At 38.6% G+C, this 21,835-nt stretch carries 21 protein-coding genes and 2 pseudogenes; 7 read left to right on the plus strand and 16 right to left on the minus strand.

Annotation, left to right across the window (positions count from 1 at the left end):
* From LQ203_RS25205 to LQ203_RS25265, 13 genes are all read right to left on the minus strand, one after another.
* On the minus strand, positions 1-251 hold a 251-nt coding region (locus LQ203_RS25205), incomplete at its 3' end, for a transposase (RefSeq protein WP_230155323.1).
* A 233-nt stretch (positions 252-484) separates the two neighbouring features.
* The gene (gene map / locus LQ203_RS25210) at positions 485-1,225 is read right to left on the minus strand and encodes a type I methionyl aminopeptidase (RefSeq protein ID WP_230162422.1); all 741 of its coding nucleotides are present in this window, start codon (positions 1,223-1,225) and stop codon (positions 485-487) included.
* 652 nt (positions 1,226-1,877) lie between these two features.
* Positions 1,878-2,873, minus strand: a complete 996-nt coding sequence (locus tag LQ203_RS25215; RefSeq protein ID WP_230162424.1) for a D-cysteine desulfhydrase — start codon at positions 2,871-2,873, stop codon at positions 1,878-1,880.
* Between the two features lie 97 nt (positions 2,874-2,970).
* On the minus strand, positions 2,971-3,348 hold the full coding sequence (locus LQ203_RS25220) for a RidA family protein (RefSeq protein ID WP_290370648.1): 378 nt from the start codon (positions 3,346-3,348) through the stop codon (positions 2,971-2,973).
* A gap of 97 nt (positions 3,349-3,445) precedes the next feature.
* Entirely contained in the window at positions 3,446-4,924 is a 1,479-nt protein-coding gene (locus LQ203_RS25225) for an amino acid permease (protein ID WP_230162426.1), read from the minus strand.
* A 203-nt stretch (positions 4,925-5,127) separates the two neighbouring features.
* A complete protein-coding gene (locus tag LQ203_RS25230; protein WP_230162427.1) occupies positions 5,128-6,573 on the minus strand; it encodes a sigma 54-interacting transcriptional regulator in 1,446 nt (481 codons plus the stop codon).
* Between the two features lie 63 nt (positions 6,574-6,636).
* A complete protein-coding gene (locus LQ203_RS25235) occupies positions 6,637-7,818 on the minus strand; it encodes a MalY/PatB family protein (RefSeq protein ID WP_230162430.1) in 1,182 nt (393 codons plus the stop codon).
* 114 nt (positions 7,819-7,932) lie between these two features.
* Positions 7,933-8,103, minus strand: coding sequence for a hypothetical protein (locus tag LQ203_RS25240; protein WP_230162432.1), 171 nt, complete (start codon positions 8,101-8,103; stop codon positions 7,933-7,935).
* Positions 8,061-9,491 carry an MBL fold metallo-hydrolase gene (locus LQ203_RS25245; protein ID WP_230162434.1) on the minus strand — a complete coding sequence of 477 codons (1,431 nt, stop codon included), beginning with the start codon at positions 9,489-9,491 and terminating at the stop codon, positions 8,061-8,063. Before LQ203_RS25245 ends, LQ203_RS25240 begins: the two co-directional genes overlap by 43 nt.
* Positions 9,492-9,554: 63 nt before the next feature.
* The gene (locus LQ203_RS25250) at positions 9,555-10,763 is read right to left on the minus strand and encodes an FAD/NAD(P)-binding oxidoreductase (protein WP_230162436.1); all 1,209 of its coding nucleotides are present in this window, start codon (positions 10,761-10,763) and stop codon (positions 9,555-9,557) included.
* Between the two features lie 33 nt (positions 10,764-10,796).
* Entirely contained in the window at positions 10,797-11,099 is a 303-nt protein-coding gene (locus LQ203_RS25255; RefSeq protein WP_290370649.1) for a TSUP family transporter, read from the minus strand.
* Positions 11,100-11,671: 572 nt separating this feature from the next.
* Positions 11,672-12,133: a GNAT family N-acetyltransferase gene (locus LQ203_RS25260; protein WP_230162437.1), complete on the minus strand. Its 462-nt coding sequence runs from the start codon at positions 12,131-12,133 to the stop codon at positions 11,672-11,674.
* Between the two features lie 223 nt (positions 12,134-12,356).
* Complete coding sequence (locus LQ203_RS25265; protein WP_230162439.1) at positions 12,357-13,211, minus strand: helix-turn-helix transcriptional regulator; 855 nt, start codon at positions 13,209-13,211, stop codon at positions 12,357-12,359.
* Positions 13,212-13,331: 120 nt separating this feature from the next.
* Here LQ203_RS25265 and fabF point away from each other — a divergent pair, with 120 nt between their 5' ends.
* Positions 13,332-14,570 carry a beta-ketoacyl-ACP synthase II gene (gene fabF, locus LQ203_RS25270; RefSeq protein ID WP_230162441.1) on the plus strand — a complete coding sequence of 413 codons (1,239 nt, stop codon included), beginning with the start codon at positions 13,332-13,334 and terminating at the stop codon, positions 14,568-14,570.
* Positions 14,571-14,869: 299 nt separating this feature from the next.
* On the opposite strand, the gene LQ203_RS25275 is transcribed toward fabF, so the two are convergent.
* The gene (locus LQ203_RS25275; protein ID WP_230162443.1) at positions 14,870-15,280 is read right to left on the minus strand and encodes a winged helix-turn-helix transcriptional regulator; all 411 of its coding nucleotides are present in this window, start codon (positions 15,278-15,280) and stop codon (positions 14,870-14,872) included.
* A 117-nt stretch (positions 15,281-15,397) separates the two neighbouring features.
* On the opposite strand from LQ203_RS25275, the gene LQ203_RS25280 reads away from it, so the two are divergent.
* The 5 genes from LQ203_RS25280 (at position 15,398) to LQ203_RS25295 (ending at position 19,533) form a co-directional block, all read left to right on the plus strand.
* Complete coding sequence (locus tag LQ203_RS25280) at positions 15,398-16,159, plus strand: MBL fold metallo-hydrolase (RefSeq protein ID WP_230162445.1); 762 nt, start codon at positions 15,398-15,400, stop codon at positions 16,157-16,159.
* Between the two features lie 48 nt (positions 16,160-16,207).
* A complete protein-coding gene (locus LQ203_RS27380) occupies positions 16,208-16,411 on the plus strand; it encodes an ester cyclase (protein ID WP_253074199.1) in 204 nt (67 codons plus the stop codon).
* Positions 16,401-16,622: an ester cyclase gene (locus LQ203_RS27385; protein WP_253074200.1), complete on the plus strand. Its 222-nt coding sequence runs from the start codon at positions 16,401-16,403 to the stop codon at positions 16,620-16,622. The genes LQ203_RS27380 and LQ203_RS27385 overlap by 11 nt, the downstream gene beginning before the upstream one ends.
* A 1,002-nt stretch (positions 16,623-17,624) precedes the next feature.
* A complete protein-coding gene (locus LQ203_RS25290) occupies positions 17,625-19,127 on the plus strand; it encodes an FTR1 family protein (RefSeq protein WP_230162447.1) in 1,503 nt (500 codons plus the stop codon).
* Positions 19,114-19,533 (plus strand): hypothetical protein, encoded by a 420-nt coding sequence (locus tag LQ203_RS25295; RefSeq protein ID WP_230162449.1) that lies wholly within the window; start codon positions 19,114-19,116, stop codon positions 19,531-19,533. Before LQ203_RS25290 ends, LQ203_RS25295 begins: the two co-directional genes overlap by 14 nt.
* A 290-nt stretch (positions 19,534-19,823) precedes the next feature.
* Here LQ203_RS25295 and LQ203_RS25300 read toward each other — a convergent pair.
* A pseudogene (locus LQ203_RS25300) lies at positions 19,824-20,573 on the minus strand (glucose 1-dehydrogenase).
* Positions 20,574-20,684: 111 nt separating this feature from the next.
* Positions 20,685-20,936, minus strand: a pseudogene (locus tag LQ203_RS25305) (SDR family oxidoreductase); the annotation flags it as partial.
* 269 nt (positions 20,937-21,205) lie between these two features.
* On the opposite strand from LQ203_RS25305, the gene LQ203_RS25310 reads away from it, so the two are divergent.
* Complete coding sequence (locus LQ203_RS25310) at positions 21,206-21,817, plus strand: undecaprenyl-diphosphatase (protein ID WP_230162451.1); 612 nt, start codon at positions 21,206-21,208, stop codon at positions 21,815-21,817.
* Positions 21,818-21,835: the final 18 nt, after the last annotated feature.

Here is a 21,835-nt window from a genome sequence, read left to right on the forward strand (position 1 = left end):
TGTACAGCGGTCTCGTTGATTGATGCCCCATATTCGTTCATATATTTAAGTACCTCTAGTTTAAAGGGCAGAGTGTAATTTGTATAGGATGAAGCAAGTCCTTCCATCCCATGTTTTAGATAGCGAGCGACCCATCTTTTCAGAGGGGATAAACCTACATTTCTTTCTTGTGCAATGGATTTATAGGATTTTTTCCCTTCTAAGTACTCTAAAACTGCATGTAATTTTTCGTCTATCGTATATTTAGTCAAAAAAACTGCACCTCCAATTGTTAGATGTTGTCTAACAATTGGGGTGCAGTTCAAAATGGAGATCCTTTTTTTGTACTTCTATGTGAGATCTAACAAAGTGACGCCAAAAACCTCAACCCCTACTCCTTTCACTAACTCATTCGTTAGCGACAAAAGCCCAAGGCATATTGCTGATTTTGACAACCCTTTTGCTTGGAACTAATTCATACGTGTCTTTTTCGTGTATGCTTGAATTAAAGTGTGACAATAATCGGACCATTTTTAGTAAGGATAATCGTGTGTTCCAATTGAGCTACATAGCTTTTTTCTGTAGCATAGGTCCAACCGTCTTCCATTTGGAATACTTCTTCTTCAAAGGTTGAGATAAATGGTTCGAATGCGATAACCATCCCTTCCTTTAATATTTCATTATCCCATGGATCATAATAATTACAAATATGGTCAGGTGCTTCATGTATTCTACGTCCAACACCATGTCCTGTAAGGTTTTTGATAACAGTGAATCCATGCTGCCTCGCTGTTTCGAATACTGCTTTTCCGATTCTACTTTTTTTGGAACCGGGTTTTGCTTTCTTAAGGCCTGCTTCAAATGCCATTTTAGCAACGTCGCATATTTTCGTTAATACTTCTTCTCCTTCTCCTACTACAAATGAGATTCCTGTATCTGCGAAATAACCGTTCTTTGAAGCAGATACATCTATATTTACTAGATCCCCTTCATGAATAACCCGATTACCCGGAATACCATGTGCCACTTCTTCATTTAGACTAATGCAAGTATAGCCAGGAAAATCATATTCACCTTTTGGAGCTGAAACTGCACCTGCTTTTTCTAAAAGTTCTCCGGCTATATCATCAAGTTCTTTAGTCGTTATCCCAGGAATTGTTCTTTGTACCAATTCATCTCTAATGTAAGCGATAATTTTGCCAATTTCCTTCAAACCATTAAAATCTTCTTCTGTTTTTGCAATCATTTTTTTCCTACCTCATTATCTTTTATCGTCAATTAATTATACCTTTATTTTCTCGAAAGATTCAAGCAATGTAAGATGAGCATATGCTACCCGATTGGATCGCCCTACACGGCCACGTAGCTGATAGAGCTCTTTTTTGCTCTTGATGAAATAACTAAAATAAATTTGACTTCTTATTGACCTAAACAGCCACTTTAGTTGAAGAAATAAATTGTTTTATATTTCTTCTATCAATCCCTATCTTAATTATAAATGATCAAAATCCACAATAAACGAAAAATAGAGTTGCTATTACTGTATGGTAGTAGCAACTCTATTTTTAATTTCTGACAAACTCAACATTAAAATTTGACATAGAATTTATAAAAAGTTTGATCATTTTTTCAACTTACAAACCTATTCATTTATATGACTCATAGCTTGTCCATTAAAGACCTAGCCATATTAAAACGCTTAATCAAGTTTTTTTTAAAACATAAAATACTGCTTTTAAACTGAATCAACTATTTGGAATGGCTGCATAAAAACAAAATTCTATAAGGAATATAGACGTCTTTCAATAAATGCAATCTTAACACCAGAATCGGATATTACCTTTCGCATCTTTCTTTTTGTTTTTACGAGTCACACTATCGACATTATAAGTTAAATTTCAATAAAAGAGAGAAGTATTGGCGTATAGCGATGAGGCGCCGCCAGAGTGTACAAATAGAATATTATCATCCGGCTTAAAGGTGCCTTTTTGTATTAAATCAATAAGTCCCGCTACCGCCTTACCTGTATATACCGGATCCAATAAAATCCCTTCTGTTCTTGCTACGAGTTTGACAGCTTCCACCATTTCAGGCGTAGGTAAAGCATAACCAGGTCCGACATACTCATCAAAACACATAACAGCCTCACGAGGGATTGAATTTGGAATACCGATGTGTGTTGATGTTTCTTTAACAAGCTGAAAAACTTTCTCTTCTTGTTCCTCTTTTCCTCTGCTTACGTTTATTCCAATTACCGATATTCCACTTTGGTTTCCGTGAAATCCAGTCACCAAACCAGCATGCATTCCCCCACTGCCGCTTACGCAAATGACTGACTTCATATCGATTCCTTGATTAAATGACTGTGACAAAATCTCCTGAGCGCAAGCAACATATCCCGTTGCGCCAATCACATTGGATCCCCCGACTGGTATTATGTAAGGTCGATTTCCTTTCTCCGTTACCTCATTAGCTACTTTCTGCATTTCTTGCATTAAGTCCGCCCCATTAGGCACAACTTTGATTTTTTCAGCGCCCAATAAATGATATAAAAAATAGTTACCGTTAAAATCCGGCTCAGAATTTTTTGAAAGTCCCTCTTCCAACACAAGGATACAATTCATTTTCTCTTTAACTGCAGCGGCTAGTGTTAAGCGGCAATGATTTGATTGAATGCCTCCACATGTAATTAACGTATCCGCACCTTTTTCCATTGCATCGGCAACAAGGAACTCTAGTTTTCTCGTTTTATTTCCCCCAGCCGTCAGACCAAGTAAATCATCTCGTTTAAGATAAATGGATGGGCCCCCAAGAACTTCGGAAAAATGATGTAATTTCTCAATAGGTGTATCGGTTGGTGTGTATCGTCGTCTAGGGAATTGTGCTAAATTCATATTAAATCTCCTCCTGTATTCACTGTTTAAGACTAAACCATATGTCAATTAAAGAAAAGAGAATATCAATCTTTTGTTCTCTTTTCAACTATTATGATTAAATCATAGCAACCGCTTCGATTTCAATCATAGCATCTTTAGGTAAACGAGCAACTTCAATCGCACTTCTAGCTGGATAATTATCCGTAAAAAATTCTCCATATACATAATTCATCGCGGCAAAGTGACTCATATCACTTAAAAAAACCGTTGTTTTTATTACCTGCTGTAAGCTTGCTCCCGCCGCTTCCACAACCTTCTTAAGATTCTCCAATGACACCTTTGTTTGCTCCTCAATATTATCAGGCATTTCTCCAGTTTCAGGATGAATTGGCAGCTGCCCTGAAGTATACACTACATTTCCTACTTTAATACCTTGTGAATAAGGACCGATAGCCTTAGGGGCTTCTTTGGTCATGATTGTTTCTTTTATCATATAAACCACCTCTTTTTTTTTGGTAATCCTATTCATACGGAATTGAATTTAATTCCCCTTTAAATAAAACGCTTACATTCAACACAGGCCTTCCCTCTTATTCCTTGCGCTCAAAATCACACTCCATCAGAGGAACTATTTTTGTTTTCTTAATGATTTTATATCCAAGCCAGAGAAGCAAGAATATAGGAAGACCAATGTACGTGGCAATAATTTCTGCCCAGCCAATTTGATGTCCGAAAAAAAGAGTCTGTCCAAGAATGAAAACCACAAAAAACAACAGCGTGATAACCGGGCCCAGCGGGTACCATTTGGCTTTAAACGGCAATTCATTTAGATCTCTTCCTTGAGCTACATAGGCCTTACGGAAGCGGTAATGACTAACGGCAATCCCGAACCATTTGATAAATCCGGTAAGGGCTGAAGCATTTACCAACCAAATAAATACTGAACCATTTCCAAAAAGGGATGCCAAAAAAGAGGCGAGTCCTATAATAGCGGTTGTACAGAGAGCCAACATGGGAATTCCCCTCCTGTTAAGCCGTGCAAAGATTCGTGGTGCCTTTCCTTCTTTCGCCAGTGCCCATAGCATACGTGAAGAAGCATACATTGCTGAATTTGCTGCCGATAAAACAGATGTGAGAAGCACAGCATTCATGACGGAAGCGGCAAATGCCAACCCAGCTCTCTGAAGAACAAGCGTGAAGGGGCTGATAGATACATTTTGAACGCCGGATTTAAGCAGGTTTGGATCCGTATAAGGGATAATCAAACCGATAACAAAAATCGTCAACACGTAGAATATAAGGATTCGCCAGAAGATTGACCGTATTGCTTTCGGTACGTTTTTCGATGGATTTTCTGTTTCACCGGCTGCCGTCGCAATCACTTCAGTTCCCTGGAACGCAAAGCCCGCGATGAGCACTACACTAAAGATAGATACGAGCCCACCATGGAAAGGAGCATCTCCTTGAGTAAAGTTATTGAACCCGACTGAATGTCCTCCCATAATTCCAAAAATCATGGCAACCCCAATAACGAGAAATACGATGATCGAGATGACCTTAATACCGGCAAACCAGTATTCACTTTCCCCATATGCCTTGACTGATAAAACATTTAAGATTAGCAACAAACCCAGAAATAGTGCGCTCCACAAGATAGTAGGTGAGTCCGGAAACCAATATTTCATAATAAGAGTAGAGGCCACTAAATCTGCAGGAACCGTTATCGCGGTTGTATACCAATAGTTCCAACCTAACGCAAAGCCTAACGCAGGATCGATATACTTTGAGGCATAGATGTCAAAGGCCCCCGGGACCGGTAAGAAGGCCGATAGCTCTCCTAAACTATTCATGACAAAATAGACCATGATTCCTACCAAAATGTATGCTGCTAGCGCTCCTCCCGGCCCCGCAGTGCTAATCGTCGATCCGCTGGATACAAACAATCCCGTTCCAATAGCGCCACCAATAGCCATCATCGTTAAATGTCTGGGTTTCAGCTTCCTTTGTAAGGATGCTTTTGAATTTCGCTCTTCTAGGGTGTTACTTATCTCTGCTTCTAATTTCCCCATAGTGTATCCCCCTTCAATTTGTATACAAGGCTCAGTTGGCTGTTTTTAATTATTTTTAGAACTTTCAGTCATTTTATAAAATACTTCTCCCTTCTGCTTTTGTCCTCACCCCTGTCAAATTCAGGCGAGAAAATGATATATACACTCTCCCGCTTTCATTTTTAGTATCTCTTAATTGAGAAAAATAGATATTTTTTATGAAGTTAACATAATTTATATTTTTCCAACTTGCGATAAAGAGTAGACAGGCTAATCTGTAGTTCCCGGGCAATTTGTTCTTTATCATGCCGGTATTTTTCAGCTAGGAAATAGCTCTGGATTACGTCTTTTTCAAATTCTGAAATCATTTGTTCTAAACTTAATCCTCTACTCTCGACAGAGAGTTGATCCTGTTGAAGCAGATAGTCAGGTAAGTCATGGAAGGAGACGATATCTGATTCAGCCATATTTGCCATATATTCTACGGCGTTTTCCAACTGCCGTATATTCCCCGGCCAATCATAGCGTATAAGCCATCTCTCCAGCATTGGGTCCAATCTCAATGGGTGCCTTTGCATGATCTTACAATGCTTATGCATGAAATGTTCAAGATACAAAGCGATATCATCACGCCGCTCTCGCAAGGGTTTGGTATGGAGAGGGATGACATTGAGACGGTAATATAAGTCCTCGCGAAAAGTTCCGTTTTGCACCATTTCCTCCAGGTTTCGGTGAGTAGCTGCAATCACCCGTACATTTATCTCGATTGCTTTTTTTCCACCGATTCTTTCAATCTCTCTTTCTTGTAAAACCCGTAATAACTTTGGCTGCAAGAAAAGCGGCATATCTCCAATTTCATCAAGAAATATGGTTCCGTTGTGCGCTAATTCGAATTTCCCCATTTTCCCATTCCGACTTGAGCCGGTAAATGATCCGCCTTCATAACCAAACAACTCACTTTCCAACAAGCTCTCAGGTATGGCTGCACAATTAACTGCTACAAATGAATCCATCCGGCGTTTGCTTTCGAAATGAATCGCTTTGGCTAATAATTCCTTACCCGTACCGCTATCTCCCCTAATCAGGACAGTGGAAGGGCTGTTTATTATCCGTCTTGCTTTTTTAATAACATCCTGAAGCCCGGAATCTTTACCAAGAATGTTTTCAAAAGTAATAGATTTCGGGGGTATCGGGATATCTTCTTGGATTTTGCAACCCGGTTCTTTATCAGGGTCCAGCATTGCTAATTTATTGACTAACAATGTACTAACATTCCGTAGAAACTGGATCAGATTCTCTGATTCTATAATCATTTTCTCCTTTTGTTCATGGGAAAAACCAATCATGCCGATGACGCCAACTGGTTTGTCTTGCTTTACAATAGGAAACCCGATGGTAGCGAGTTCTTTGCATTGATTTACGAATTTACAACTCCTACACTGCGACTCATCTTTTTTCACATCGTAAACCACTCCAGGCTCCCCTGTTTCCAATATCATTCTGAAAAAGGAGCCTTCCGGAGCCGTTTTGCCAATGAGATCTTTATAATAACCAGTTCCGCTAATACGAACGCCTTTTTCATCAAGCACGGTTATATCCAGACCAAGGATTCCTGCTGTGTTCTCAGCGTAATCTTGAATAAACTGCTGCATGCCGATAAAGCCTGCCATATTATCCTCCTTTGCTAATGCGCTATATGAAATAATAAAATAAATTTATTATAAAATAAATTTCTACGCTTTGCACAAAGAGGAGACAGCTTTTTCTATGCCACCCAAAGCATTTTTCAACATCGAACGCGGGCAAGCGATATTAAGTCGCATAAACCCTTCACCTTCCATACCAAAAATGTGCCCTTCATTCATTGCAACCCTTGCTCTCTGCAACATAAATTGATCCATTTCTTTAACCGAAAATCCTAATTCCCGGCAGTCCATCCAGACAAGGTATGTGCCTTCAGGCTGGATGACTTTGATTTGCGGAATGTTTTTGCTGAAGTAACTCAGAGTGAACTCCAAATTCCCCTGTAAATATTCAAGGAGCTGATCCAGCCATTCTTCTCCGTGTCGGTAAGCAGCCTCTAACGCAACAACACCAAATATGTTCGGCGAACCAATGGATAATGTATTAAGTTCTCGATCATACCTATCGCGCAGTTGTTGATTTGGAATAATGATACTTGACGTCTGTACACCCATCAGGTTAAAAGTTTTGCTTGGCGCAATGCAGGTAAGAGAATGCTTGGCAAACTCTTCTGATATAGAGGCAAAAGGAATGTGAGTATGTGTCTTATAAACAAAGTCAAAATGAATTTCATCTGCCACAACGAGAATGTTATGCTTCATACAAATCTGTCCCAATCTCGTCAATTCTTCTTTGCTCCAAACCCTTCCAATTGGGTTATGAGGACTACACAAAATCAACATTTTCACCGTTGAATCTATCTTTGCCTCTAGGTCTGCAAAATCTATGGAATAATGCCCATTTTCAAGCTTAAGCGGGTTGTTTACAATTTCACGGCCGTTCGCTTGAATCACACGGGCAAAATGATGGTATACAGGAGGTTGGATTATTATTTTGTCCCCTGTCTGCGTGAAGGACTGAATCGCCAACGATAGGGCTGGAATCACTCCTGGGCTATGGGTAATCCATTCTTTCTCAATGGACCATCGATGTCTTCTTTTCAGCCAACCAACAATGGATTCCATGTACGAGTCCGGTCTAAGCGTGTAGCCATAAACTCCGTGCTCCACACGTTGTTTTAATGCTTCGATGATAGGTTGTGGAGACTGAAAATCCATATCGGCCACCCACATCGGTATAACATCCTTTACGCCAAAATGATTTTCAAGATTATCCCACTTTTCGCAGTCAGTGTTCAGTCGACGGACTTCTTGGTCAAAATTATATTTCATCGCTATCTCTCCTTCTCATGTTTGCTTGTGTAACTTGCCTCTGCTTGTGTAACTTGCCTCTGAATATATGCAATTGTCATGCCAACCCATTTCTCTTATATAATCTCCTTGTTTTTATTGAATTTCTTGATTGAATTCCCTAATACCGCGGTCATTATTTAAAAACTCTTTCATCCTAAGCATTAGCTCATTTGCAATTATGGTAAGTATTTTCGCATGGATGATAAAATTCAAAGATTTCATTAAGCATCTGTGGTGGGTCTCAACTTCTTCTGTTTTCTCCATTCTTCATAACCTCCTACAAGACTTTGTACTTCTTTAAAACCATGAACTTGTAGAAGGCTTGCAGCGATCGCTGATCTTCCGCCGGTTTTGCAATAAACCAATACTGGTTTATCATGCGGAATTTTGTGTACCTGTTCCTTCAAATGACCAAGCATTACATGCCTTGCCTGTGGAATATGGCCTTCCTCCCATTCGCCCATGCTACGGACATCAAGTACATATATTTGTTCTGTTTGAATCGTGCCTTCTATCTGGTCCATTGTTACTTCTTCATACTTCATAACACGGGAATCAGATTCTCCTGCTTGCTCAATGATATATGGTTCCATTGTTGCAACGACGCGATCCAATCCAATGGACTGGAGATCATTTATCATATCTGCCACATCCGCATTGCATGCTAGAAGATATATAGGCTGGTCATAATCCAACAACCATCCCGCCCAAGTTACAAATGATTTGTTATAAGGGATATTAATTACCCCTCGTATATGCTTGGTGGCAAATTCACTGGCCGGACGCGTATCAATGACAATTCCCTGATCCGTCCATTCCTGTACAATATCTATTGAAACCTCCATATGATGTGGTGTTGCCATCCTTCGAATTTGCTGCGCTCCTTCTTTATTCAACCGCTTCATCATTGAAAAATAAGGAGGTGCCTCCGGCTGTCCGGCCAACAGTGCTTCTATAAAGCGATCCTCATTATCATATTGCAATGCCCAATTTGTCCGTTTTTCATATCCGATGGTTGACGACGGGATTGCACCTAGTGCTTTTCCACAGGCACTGCCCGCTCCATGCCCTGGCCATACTTGCAGATAGTCAGGAAGGTTTTTAAACTGCTGCAGAGATCGATACATCATGCTTGCCATTTTTCCTGAAGAACCGTGCACCCCTGCGGCTTTTTCTAGTAGGTCGGGACGTCCCACATCACCGACGAATACAAAATCTCCGGTAAATATGCCGAGCGGATCCTTGTTCGATTCACCCCCATCTGTTACGAGCAGCGATATATGTTCAGGTGTGTGTCCTGGTGTATGTACCACCTCAAAATTGATATTCCCAATGGAAAATACATCTCCATTTCTTAGAAAGCAGTATTCATACCCAGTTGCGTACTCATATTTCCAGTCCTCCCCTCCTTCATCAGACAAATACAATGTGGCCCCAAGCCTTGAAGCTAGCTCCTGTGAACCCGACAAAAAATCTGCGTGGATGTGTGTTTCCGTTACACCCACGATCCGCACACCTTGTGCTCTTGCCGTTTTTAAGTAAGGTTCTATATTACGTGACGGATCGACAATGATCGCTTCGCCAGTAGCCTGACATCCCACAAGGTATGAAGCCTGAGCCAGTTTCTCATCATAAAAATACTTGAGTAGCATAAATTATCCTCCTTTTAAGGGCCTTGCTTACTTCTGGTTCTGTTATGCCTATCAGAAATGCTATTACATCATACCTTTAAGCATCCCGTTCCAATACATAACGGGAAGCAAGTTTTTCTTCAATACATACATACTGAACCTCTCACGGGATTGATCGATAGGAAACGTTTCTTGCGGCTGTAAATCATAATTGAATTCAGCCAGTATAAGCCGCCCGTATCCAGTAACAAGTGGACATGATGTATATCCGTCATATTTATGAACCATTTGTTTGGCACGCATCCGATGAAGTAAATTTTGCACAAGCACGGGCGCTTGTTTGCGAATTGCAGCCCCTGTTTTTGAAGTAGGCAAGTTTGTGCAATCCCCTATGCCAAATATATTGTCAAAGCGGTCATGCTGCAGCGTATATTTATCTACATTCAGCCAACCATTGCTAGCTGCTAGGGAACTATTCTTGATAAAATCAGGGGCGCTCATCGGTGGTACCACATGAATGATGTCATATTGCATATCCACACGCTCTTTTGTGTTCAGATTTTCAAATGTCGCTCGCTTCTTGTCACCGTCAATTTCAATGAGATGATGCATAAAATATGTCTCGATTTCTTTTCGTTCAATTATTTTATTTAGTGCCTGTTCATACTTTTTCACATTGAATATGGATGGGCTACCTGAAACAAAAATAACCGAAGATTGGTGCCGAACCCCTGATTTTCTGAAATGATCTTCTGCCAAATACATAATTTTTTGAGGAGCTCCACCACATTTTACTGGCGTGTTCGGATTGGTAAAAATGGAAGTCCCCCCCTTGAAGTTTCTGATCGCCTCCCAAGTGCTATCAACATAATCATAAGAGTAATTACTACATACCCCATTCTTTCCAATACTCTCTTTTAATCCCTTGATTTCATGCCAGTTAATTTGAATCCCTGCAGCGACAACTAGATATTCATAGTGCAGTTTCTTTCCGGATGCTGTAACAACAGCATTTTCATCTGGCTGAAATGTGGTTATCGCATCCTGTACCCACACGGCTCCGCTCGGAATAACCGATGCTTCCTCCCTTTGTGTCACAGTTTTGTCAGCTTCGCCAGCTCCCACAAGTGTCCATAATGGCTGATAATAATGTTTCGTCGCAGGGTCAATGATGGCAATATTTCCGCTCAGATCGCGAGATTCACGCAGGAGACGAGCTGCAACCGTAATTCCGGCACTGCCCCCTCCAACAATCAAAATTTTGTAATGTGTGTCATTCTTTATATTTGCCATTCTAATCTCCTCATCTCAATTTTATAAAGTAGCTCACCAATCTAACGCTTTAGCATTAATGATTAGCATGTAACTGGCGACCAACATAACAACACCAGAAAATACATAATGCAGCGTACGCTGCTGTTTGCTTAAGCGGGCTGCCAGCCAAGCTCCGACTGTTCCGCCGACAACTCCCCCTCCAACAAATTCGAACATTATCCACCAGTTTACAAGGCCAGATGAGCTATAGCTTATAGCTGTCATAAGCCCAAATGTGCCAACAGATACCAGAGAAGATCCAATTGCTGCAATCATTGGCATCCTTGTTACAAAAATTAAATCGGGAACAATCAAAAATCCGCCGCCCTGAGACTCTTACCAACAAATCCGAGTAGTTGGCGATTCATCTCTCCCTCCTATCTCTATGTACTTATCATTTATACAAGCAAAAATCATGCCAATTAATTCCCCCTGTAAAACCGCTTGTTTTGCACACTGCACTCTTTGGAAATTCCCAATTTTACTATCTTACATATTAAAAAACCTTTATCATCAAGCCTAAAGCCTTCCTAGGACTAGGAATTTTTTTTGCATCTGTGATAAATTCTTCAAGCTATTTCTATAAAGTGATTCTCTAACCTATCCAGTTAACAAGAATTTTTCTTAGATTTCGTATAACTGAAAAAGCGTACAAGAACATTGTTAATGTACTACCTCTGATAGAAATGAAAAAAATCGCTCCAATGTTATATAGAACGATTTAACGTAAACAACCTTATTCAAATAAAGCGCCTTTTAGTCGCCACAAAATTAATCTCCCTTACTTTAAGCTGCCAAAATAGCCTGAGATTTCATAGAATCAAGGCTTTTTTAATGCCATGTTCTTTAGGCTGATCTTCAGCTAATTCCTGTTAGTTCATTAAGAATTACAGTTCTTTATAAACAAATTCTCTGTACTTTATAAAATTTTGCTTTTTATAGAAGTCCTTTGCAATATTGTTCTCAAACCAATAATCTAATTCTATTAAATCTATTCCTCGATCGTTTGCAATTTCATATATACATTCCATAAGACTTGAACCATAACCCTTATTTCTCTTTGTTTCCACTATGCTAATCTGGTGTACATAAACAGACTTATATCCTTTTTTAAACGCATTTTCTGGATATTCTCTTATCTCTATCCAAGCATAGCCAAGAGCTTCTTCGTTATCTTCTAACAAAAGGAAAATGAAACTTTCGTTATTAACCAGACTTTTGAAAACTTCCTTCACATTTTCATAGTTATATTCCTTAAAGTATTTAGGATACAAATTTGAATGTAAATCGTGCACATATTTATTTAATTTAGCTACCAAATTGAAATTTCTTGTTTGACTAATTTTCATAACAATCCCTCATCTATCTTTCGCTATTTTGAACAATAATCCCTTTTTTATGTAATTTCAGGGAATTCCTTATTATATTTACCTAATGGAACTAACCTCCCCCGATAGTTCCATAAAGAAAAAAACTGCCTTAAAGACAGTTCCGATCTTAAGCTACGCACCCTTAAGCTTAATAAGAAAAAACACCTTAGTTGGCATTTTTCAGCACAGTAAATATGCTGGTTTATGAACTTTCAATGGAGATTTTTTTCATTAATCGTTTTAATTTATCTTCTGTAGCTGTTCCCTCTACTGGTGTATAGATACTGCACCTTAAGTCCATGTCCCCCTGGACTTGGAGAGACGTTAAATTAAATAGCATCTTTCCGGCTTTAGCATGTCTAAATTCAATCATCATTTCTGGTGCTTTACTCACTTGACTTTCTTGCCATAAAGATTGAAATTCTGGGTGAGAATTACTCATTTCTTTAATAAATAGGTTATACCATTCATCACCTAAGTAGTGGCCATAATATGCACGAAAAATGGCAAGAAATCCTTTAACAAAATGCTCCCAATTCACAGCTAATGCTTTTAATTCTTTTCTTGTAAATACTAGATGGATCAAATTTCGTTGGTCATCTGAGAGTTGTTCAAAATCTAAAAATACATGAGCAGCAGCATTGTTCCAGCCTACAATATGACAATGTCGATCTGTAATGATAGTAGGGCAATACGTTAACTCAGCTAAAATTTTTTCCAAAGAAGGACTAAGTTTTGGCTGATCCTTCTTTCGATGAATAATGGATGATTTCACTTCTAAAGCTAAATCATATAGATACTCTCGTTCATCATTATTTAATTGTAGAGCTGTAGATATGCAATCCAATACGCTTGTAGAGACCTTTATATCCCGACCTTGCTCTAGCCACGTATACCAAGTAGTACTAACTCCCGCCAAATGTGCAACTTCTTCTCTTCGTAAGCCAGGTGTTCTTCTCCGTGTACCAGCAGGTATACCTATAGATTCAGGTTTTATTTGGGATCGCTTCGTTTTTAAAAATGAAGACAAAGCTTCAAGTCTGGTTTTATCATTCATTTCTAAACCTCCATCATAACCATTTAACCTAGTAGTTATTATACCAGGATAAACACTCACTTGTAATAGGATAACCTCGAAGTATAATACAAGTATACTATTCATTTGGAGTGATGAAAAATGGAAAGAGTCGTTATTACCGGAATGGGAGTAGTCTCTCCTATTGGAAACAACGTAGAAAAATTTTGGAGAAATCTTACTGAAGGGAAGTCGGGCATTTCCTCTATTGATACATTTGACGTAAGCAATCATAAAGCAAAAATTGCAGGAATTATTCGTGATTTTAATGCAGATGATATTTTAGGAAAAAATGAAGCACGACGTCTAGATCGCTTTACTCAATTTGCTTTGGCTGCTGCTGAACAAGCTTGGACTGATTCTAATTTAGATATTGATGATGATATCAATCTAGAAAGACTTGGCGTATATGTTGGTTCGGGGATAGGAGGAATTGAAACATTGATTGATAATGTGGATACTCTTCGAGAGAAAGGTCCAAGACGAGTTAGTCCAACCCTGGTACCAGCCATGATTTCAAATGCTGCCGCAGCCCAAATTAGTATCAAGTGGAACGCAATGGGACCTACTATGTCACCTGTTTCTGCTTGTGCAATCGGAAATACAGCTATTGGTGAAGCATTCAGACTTATTCGCTTTGGAGAAGCCGATGCCGTTTTTGCAGGAGGAGCAGAGGCAGCTATAACAGATTTATCTTTAGCTAGTTTTGGTAATGCTACAGCCTTATCAACGAGAAACGATAATCCAACTAAAGCTAGCCGTCCTTTTGATGTAAATCGAGATGGATTTGTCATGTCAGAAGGAGCAGGAATTTTAATCTTGGAGTCTTTGTCTCACGCTTTACGTAGAGATGCAAAAATTTATGCAGAAGTCATTGGGTATGGTGCGAGTTCTGATGCTTATCATATGGTAGCTACACACCCAGAAGGTAAAGGAGCCTATCTTGCAATGAAAATGGCTTTGAAAAATGCAAAAATTTCTCCTGAAGAGATTGATGTTATTAGCGCTCATGCAACAAGTACAGAAGTGGGAGATCGATCTGAGACACTGGCCATAAAAAAACTGTTTGAATCAAAAGCTTATCAAATCCCAATAACAGCTAATAAATCTATGCTTGGTCACATGTTAGGAGCAGCTGGAGGCGTGGAAGCAATTGCTTTGGCAAAAAGTTTAAAGGAAGGAATTATTCCTCCAACCATCAACTTAGAAAAGCCTGATTCATTATGTGATTTAGATTATGTACCAGGTGTTGCGCGTAAAGTGGAAATAAGTACTGGTCTATCCAATTCATTTGGTTTTGGAGGTCATAATGCGGCTATCGTTTTAAAAAAATACGAGTGAATTAAAGATCCTCAAGAGAACTTTTAGTTAGTTACCATAATCGGTCTTATAGGCAAGTAAATACGAAAAAGCCCTTTTTTCTTCTATATAAGGGCTTTTTTCTTTTTCATAAAAGTGTCCTTTTACGAACGGCAGCTACAATGCTATACAGCCATTTCGGATATTTTATATGTTAAGAGAATCCAACCTGAAAAGTCGATCTCCTCGTCGTAAAGGATTTGACTTTTTTTACTTCCTCTAAATAGAACTAGCGCACCCGTTAGTTTAAGTAGATTTGTTAACAAACTCCCCATATAACACTATTTATTAATAACAATCGATAATTTATAATTTACATGCTCGTTTAAGTCTTCCAAAAATTGATTTAGAAGTTCATTTGATGGAAATTTGCATTCAAGAAGATAACAGCCATCTCCACTGATTTTAAAGTTATTTATGATGTATTGCTCTTGTGTTTTTAGGAACCACAGATAAGGTTGGTGATAAGTGCTTTGTGTAATGATTGTAATAAAAGCATGGATAAAACAACCTAATTTAACTTGATTAACTTTAATGGCATATCCCTCAATCACTCCATTATCTTCTAATTTGGCAACTCTAGATGCAGCTGCTTGACCAGTCAAATGGACTTTCTCCCCCAATTCTTTCATCGTGATTCGACTGTTTTTGGATAGTTCACGCAAGATACCCATATCCGTATTATCTAACATTTATTCAAATCCTTTCATTTATCAAGTCAAATGGCCAAAAGACTTGATTTTATCTATGTATTTGCTAATTGGCCATAGTATAAACTATACGTAGATCAAAGAAAAGGAGCGATAAAGATGAATATTAAACAAATTCGAAATGCCACACTTGTTGTCGAATATGCAGGCAAAAAGTTTTTAATAGATCCGATGTTAGCTGAGAAAGGTACGTACCCACCGTTCCCAAATTCATTAAGACAAGATCAATTTAATCCTTTAGTTAGTTTACCAACATCGATTGAAAAAATTATTCATGATATAGATGCTGTCATTGTCACTCACCTACATCTAGACCACTTTGATGATGTCGCCAAAAAGGTATTGCCAAAGGATATCAAAATGTTTGTTCAAAATGAAGAAGATGCTACAGAAGTTAGAAACGCCGGTTTCCAAAATGTAGAGGTTTTACAAGAAGATACAGTCTTTGAGGGTATCCAATTAGTCAAAACAAAAGGCGAGCACGGAAGAGGAGATATATTAAAACTTGCTGGTTTAGTATGTGGCGTTGTCTTCAAACATTCAAATGAAAAAACGTTATATGTAGCTGGTGATACAGTATGGTATGAAGCAGTCCAAAAAGTGATTGATACAAATAAACCAGAAATCATTGCTGTAAATGGTGGAAATAATCAATTCTTTGAAGGCGGTTCTCTCATCATGGGGAAAGAGGATATCTATGAGGTGTATAAGTCTGCCCCTAACGCTCAGATTATTGTGAGCCACATGGAGGCTGTCAATCACTGGACACTATCAAAAAACGAATTAAAAAGCTTTCTTGATGAAAATAGAATCTCCTCTACTGTTTTAGTCCCAGATGATGGCGAATCATATACATTTTAAAACAGACAAAACAATTAGTTTTCATGTTGAACGAGAGGAGAGATCATCATGTCAGTTGAAACAAATAAAGAATTAGTTCGTAGTTTTTATGAAGAACTTGAACAAGAGAACTATGAGGAACTTAAAGATTTCTGCCATCAAGACTTTGTATTTTATACACAAGTTGATACGCCGTTTTATGGCGTAGAAGGTCTTATCGAATCAGAAAAGAACAACTTTGATGCTTTTCCAGGCTTCAAAAATGCCGATTAAATCTCTTGCGGCTGAAGGAGATCAAGTAGCCGTTTATTTCATATTTGAAGGTTCGCATACAGGTACTCCATTTCATGGTGCCACCGCAACAGGAAAAAACGTTAAATTTTCTCTTCTGATGCTTTTACGAATTGCGGACGGCAAAATCATTGAGAAAAGATCTCATGTTGATAAGCATGATATTCTCCGGCAACTTGGCGTTAACTCCTAACTCTTTAAAAGATAACTATGTGATAATTTCTTAACTAGTCAATTTAGCTAATCCTGAGACCCTTTAAGGGTCTTTCAAACTGTAGACAATTTGGACGTTGATTGGAACGTAGGGCACTCGCTTTCCGCGGGCGGTCCGCCCTCGGGGCCTCCCTTAGACGCGCTTTTCTAAGCAGGAGTCTCGTACCTTCCGTTCCAATCAAGTTTGTTTTAACTTTTAGATAGAACCCTTTTGCCTAGAGTTTTTTTAAAAAAAATAGAAGTATTAAAACTTGAGGTGATGAGGATGCTTTCTAAACATGATTCTATTCGCGAGACCAACTTGAAATGATTACTTTAGATCAACTGGTGCCACCGAACCATTTGGTTCGTAAAATGGAGGCTGCCATTAATTAAAAAAAGATGGCCAATTGGACATGGAAGGTCCAAAAATGGCCTAACCTAGTGGGCTCGTAGAGCCCCAATCTCTTAACTTTAGGCGAAAATTCAAAAGGGATTTCAAAAGGGGTTCGGAATTTTTTAACTCCGAACCCCTTTTGTCTACAAACAGTGAGACCCTTTAAGGGTCTTTTTTATTATTCTAAAAGCTATTGATGTGATAATTAATTAATAACTACCGTGTTAGTCCGTACTCTGTGTGTCCAGCCAGCTCTAATGTCATTTTCTTTAGTGAATGATTTAAACCGTCCGTTTGTTTAATTACTTGAATAAGCTAATTAACAACGTAATTGAAAGTAAAATGGTCAATAGTTTTTCAATACTTTTCTCCTATTCATAACATTTCTATGTTTCTAGAAAAATAGAAAGTAATAACAATAACTTAACAATGAGGCTATAGGGATTTTTCAACTTTTTCATTAGTAAACTCCTTCATATCAAAATATTTATTGACATCCATTAATAATGAACGTATAGTTTCTATAAATATAATTGATAATGATTTTCATTACTGATTATTTTTTTTTTACATAACAAGATACTTTTCATTCCATAGGGGGCCTTTATGAAAAGCAAGTTAGTTACGACTTTTTTAGTTTTACTCACAGCTTTTGTCATTTTACCAATAAATAGTTTTGCAGCTAATGCATCCGATGATATGAAAAAGGCAAATGAGATAATTGTAGAAACTATCCAATCTGTGGATAAGGGGGACACAAAGGAAGCCTTTAAGCAATACACAACCTTTACATCTACTTGGATTTCAATTGAAGATGGAGTGAAAAACCAGTCTCAGCCGGCCTATCATGATATTGAAGATAACATGGGTCAAGCTCAGTTCGCTTTTGCTCAGCAGCCTGTGGATAATGAGAAATTAAAAAATGCACTTATTAGATTAAAAGAGACCAACCAAAAGTTTATAGAGGGTAAATATTCTTCTTCATCTAAAAGTGGTAAAAATTCAGGTACCACTGGAAATGTAGCAGAACTTGTGACACTGCTAAATCAGTCTCTTTCAAAGATTAATGATAATGATATCGAAGGCGCAAGAGGGGACATAGAGAAGTTCCGAAAATCATGGTTGAATGTCGAGGGAATTGTCCTTACTCAGTCCTCAAAGATATATGGTAATGCAGAAAGGGATATGGTTGCTAGCTACGCCATGCTATCCTCCAATCACCCAGATGTACCAGGTGCAAAAAAAACGATTGAAGGTATGCGTGATTACCTCTCTCCACTGGTAGCAAAGACAAGTTATACGATGCTTGATGCAACGACCATTCTTCTTCGCGAAGGATTGGAAGGATTGCTTGTAGTGGTGGCTTTGCTTGGATTTTTGAGAAAGGCTGGCCATGAAGCGAAAAGTAAATGGATCTGGTACGGAGTAGGAGCCGGACTTGGAGTAAGCCTTGTACTTGGTGTAATTGTAAACCTATTATTTTCTGCTGGTACATTCGGCAGTAACAATTTTTTGATATCCGGCTGGACAGGGATATTTGCAGCAGTGATGCTTCTATATATGAGTTATTGGCTTCACAGTAAATCAAGTCTTGCTGAATGGCAACGATATATTCGGACACAAAGTACAAAAGCACTTGATACCGGTAGCTTGTTCTCCCTAGCTATTCTTTCGTTCCTGGCTGTTTTCCGTGAAGGAACAGAAACTGTCCTATTCTTTATCGGGATGGCTGCTTCCATTAAGTTAGCAACGCTTTTACTAGGGATTGCCATTGGGCTGATAATCCTTGTAATTGTTTCATACCTCATACTCAAGGTAGGTTTGAAAATTCCAATGCGTCCATTCTTCCTCGTATCAAGCATTTTGATGTTCTACCTATGCATTAAGTTTGCTGGTATGGGGATTCATGGGTTGCAGCTTGCCGGGTTATTACCGGCAACTCAAGCACCCATCCCTAGCATTGACTTTTTCGGTGTATATTCAACCTGGGAAAGTATTATCCCTCAGGTGATCTTACTTATAATTGCTGTTATTGCAGCTCTTTTAAATAAAAGAAAAGATAGTAAAATAAAAGTACATACCGGAGGTAACAAAATTGAAATCTCGTAAATTACTAGTTCCTATCATCGTAATCGCTGCATTAAGCTTAACTGCTTGCGGTACCAATAACGAAAAGAAAGCTGATGAAACCAAGAAAACCGAACAGTCCTCTCCAAAATCTGTTTCCATTAGTGATGGCGCGAAGGATATGAAACAAACGATTGCTGACCTAAATGCACAGCTAAAAGACAAGGATGCTACAAAAGTAAAAGAAAGTGGAGCGAAGCTTGAGGAATCTTGGCAAACATTTGAAGACGACGTGAAAGCTAAAAGCCCGGATCTATATGGTAAGGTCGAAACTCCCCTTCACACAATAGAAGCTGGTGCAACGTCTTCCCCGCTTGATGCGCCAACACTTACAAAAGCGGCAAAAGAGTTAGATAGTGTTTTATTTGAAGTTCAAAATATAAAATAAGAGGTAAATCATTTTATATTAGTTAAACCATAGAACAAAAAGGGATAGAAGCCTATAGGGTCTATCCTTTTTTGTAGGTGGAAATCAGGTCCTGTTCGTTCCATAACGTGATAACCCTGATTGGTAATAGTTGCAAAACCTTTCTTATTGGGCTACAGCAGCCATTCACCTGACATGCAGAGAAACCACATATCAAATTTTTAGACTTGACGAATGGTTTTGACCACGAGCATTAATTAAAACTGGTATCATTTTCTAAAACGATACCGGTTTATCATTAATCCTGATACTTAAAGTGCAGTCCAACCACCGTCAATGACTAATTCTGAACCAGTCATAAAAGCAGATTCATCAGATGCCAAATATAGAACTCCATAAGCAATATCATCTGGCTGACCTAAACGAGGTAATTGAGTAAAGCTTGTAAAATATTGTTTGGATAGTTCGTCGAGGTGCTCTTCAATCATTGGTGTAACTATAATAGCTGGATGAACAGAATTGACGCGGACATTTTCCTTCGAATATTCGACTGCCGCTGCTATTGATAAAGAACGTAATGCACCCTTAGCTGCAGTGTAAGGGCTTGTTCCAGCCATACCTACAATACCGCCGATTGAAGAAATATTAATAACGGATCCCCTGCCAACTTTCTGCATTTTAGGAATTGTACATTTCATTCCTAATACACTGCCTGTTAAGTTGATATCCATTACTTTATTCCACTGCTCCATTGTTATATTCAAGAACATTTTAGGCTCACTAACACCCGCATTATATACAAGGACATCGACTTTTCCAAACGTTTAAATTGCCTTGTTCACAACACCCTTCCATTCTTCTTCAGAAGCGACATTATGTTTAATGGCAATTGCATCTCCACCCTTATCGTTTATTTCATCGACAAGTTGTTGAAGTACAACTTCCTGGACATCGGTTGCCACAACATTAGCGCCTTCTTTGGCAACTAATTTGGCTTCTGCTGCACCTTGCCCCATAGGTGCACCTGTGATATTTGCTACTTTTCCATCTAAACTCCCCATTCTATAACACCCTTTCAGTCTTAAATTTCATTTTATACTTTCAAGTCCAATGAACTCCTCATACAATCTATCTACCTTTTTTGATTGATTCTATTAATATAGCAAGAAAATCTACAAGGTTAATCCACCGTCTACTAAAACAGTGGAACCCGTCATATAACTCGCCCCTTCAGAGGCCAAGAATAAAACAACTTTTGCAATTTCTTGGGGTTCTGCATATCTGCCAATCCTCATATTCGGTAGCTCTTCAGGGATAAAACTTACCTTCAACAACCCTTGACGAAGAAGTTGAGCGATCCACTCAGCATCCTTGACATCTGTTTTTCGACCAGGGTCTGCTTTCATATGTTGTGCGTTAACAACTAAAAATTCATTTCTTCAGCCTCAATTAAGTTCACGATAGGCTTCCAAAATACATCAAAAGACGCTTTGCACATGCAATAGCTTATTGTTTTTGCCTTCATTTTCAAACGACTATAGCACTAAACTCGCATTTATTTTTCTTTTTATTTTATTTTTAACGTAATTTTCATAGGATGTTCAGGTTCCTTCGATACACTAAGAATACTTGTTTCTGGTCAACTTGATTTTAAATGAGAAACCAAAACCATAAAAGCAAGGAGATGAACAATATGAACTATGAAATATTTCAATGGATTAACGGTTGGTCCGGCCATTTCTCTTATCTAGATAGAGGAATGATATTCATCACTAATAGCGTTCCTTATGTGGTAATCGCACTTATGTTGTTCCTATGGTTTATTGTAAACAAAGAAAAACGAGCGGAAAAACAGTACACAGCTATATACGCTGTTTTTTCTTGCTTACTTGGATTGTTCATAAACGCAACCCTTCACCTTGTCTACTATCATCCACGTCCATTCGTGGCACACCATGTTCATCAGTTAATACCGCATCCTGCTGACTCTTCGTTTGTAAGTGATCACTCGGTATTGGTATTCTCCATAGCATGTACGATGGTGCTACGAAACGATTCGTGGAAGTATCCCGTATTAGTATGGGCTATTATTGTTGGCATTTCGCGTATATTCGTCGGAGTCCATTATCCTGCAGACGTGATTGGTGGCGCCCTTATTTCATATGGGGCAAGCATATTCGTTATGCAGTCTTCCAAAAAATTGGAGCCTTTGGTACAAGTAGTGTTCTACATGTATGACAGATTAACGAAACATATCCCTTTCCTGGCTAAGTACAGCTATAAAGACCTAAGTCAAGAAAGATAAGGATTTTTTCTAATGGAA

This window comes from Peribacillus sp. Bi96, assembly GCF_918698115.1.
Lineage (GTDB): Bacteria > Bacillota > Bacilli > Bacillales > DSM-1321 > Peribacillus.

Coding starts and splice junctions, on each gene's coding strand:
- map (WP_230162422.1), bottom strand. CDS start 1,225: ATGATTGCAAAAACAGAAGAAGATTTTAATGGTTTGAAGGAAATTGGC.
- LQ203_RS25215 (WP_230162424.1), bottom strand. CDS start 2,873: ATGAATTTAGCACAATTCCCTAGACGACGATACACACCAACCGATACA.
- LQ203_RS25220 (WP_290370648.1), bottom strand. CDS start 3,348: ATGATAAAAGAAACAATCATGACCAAAGAAGCCCCTAAGGCTATCGGT.
- LQ203_RS25225 (WP_230162426.1), bottom strand. CDS start 4,924: ATGGGGAAATTAGAAGCAGAGATAAGTAACACCCTAGAAGAGCGAAAT.
- LQ203_RS25230 (WP_230162427.1), bottom strand. CDS start 6,573: ATGGCAGGCTTTATCGGCATGCAGCAGTTTATTCAAGATTACGCTGAG.
- LQ203_RS25235 (WP_230162430.1), bottom strand. CDS start 7,818: ATGAAATATAATTTTGACCAAGAAGTCCGTCGACTGAACACTGACTGC.
- LQ203_RS25240 (WP_230162432.1), bottom strand. CDS start 8,103: ATGGAGAAAACAGAAGAAGTTGAGACCCACCACAGATGCTTAATGAAA.
- LQ203_RS25245 (WP_230162434.1), bottom strand. CDS start 9,491: ATGCTACTCAAGTATTTTTATGATGAGAAACTGGCTCAGGCTTCATAC.
- LQ203_RS25250 (WP_230162436.1), bottom strand. CDS start 10,763: ATGGCAAATATAAAGAATGACACACATTACAAAATTTTGATTGTTGGA.
- LQ203_RS25260 (WP_230162437.1), bottom strand. CDS start 12,133: ATGAAAATTAGTCAAACAAGAAATTTCAATTTGGTAGCTAAATTAAAT.
- LQ203_RS25265 (WP_230162439.1), bottom strand. CDS start 13,211: ATGAATGATAAAACCAGACTTGAAGCTTTGTCTTCATTTTTAAAAACG.
- fabF (WP_230162441.1), top strand. CDS start 13,332: ATGGAAAGAGTCGTTATTACCGGAATGGGAGTAGTCTCTCCTATTGGA.
- LQ203_RS25275 (WP_230162443.1), bottom strand. CDS start 15,280: ATGTTAGATAATACGGATATGGGTATCTTGCGTGAACTATCCAAAAAC.
- LQ203_RS25280 (WP_230162445.1), top strand. CDS start 15,398: ATGAATATTAAACAAATTCGAAATGCCACACTTGTTGTCGAATATGCA.
- LQ203_RS27380 (WP_253074199.1), top strand. CDS start 16,208: ATGTCAGTTGAAACAAATAAAGAATTAGTTCGTAGTTTTTATGAAGAA.
- LQ203_RS27385 (WP_253074200.1), top strand. CDS start 16,401: ATGCCGATTAAATCTCTTGCGGCTGAAGGAGATCAAGTAGCCGTTTAT.
- LQ203_RS25290 (WP_230162447.1), top strand. CDS start 17,625: ATGAAAAGCAAGTTAGTTACGACTTTTTTAGTTTTACTCACAGCTTTT.
- LQ203_RS25310 (WP_230162451.1), top strand. CDS start 21,206: ATGAACTATGAAATATTTCAATGGATTAACGGTTGGTCCGGCCATTTC.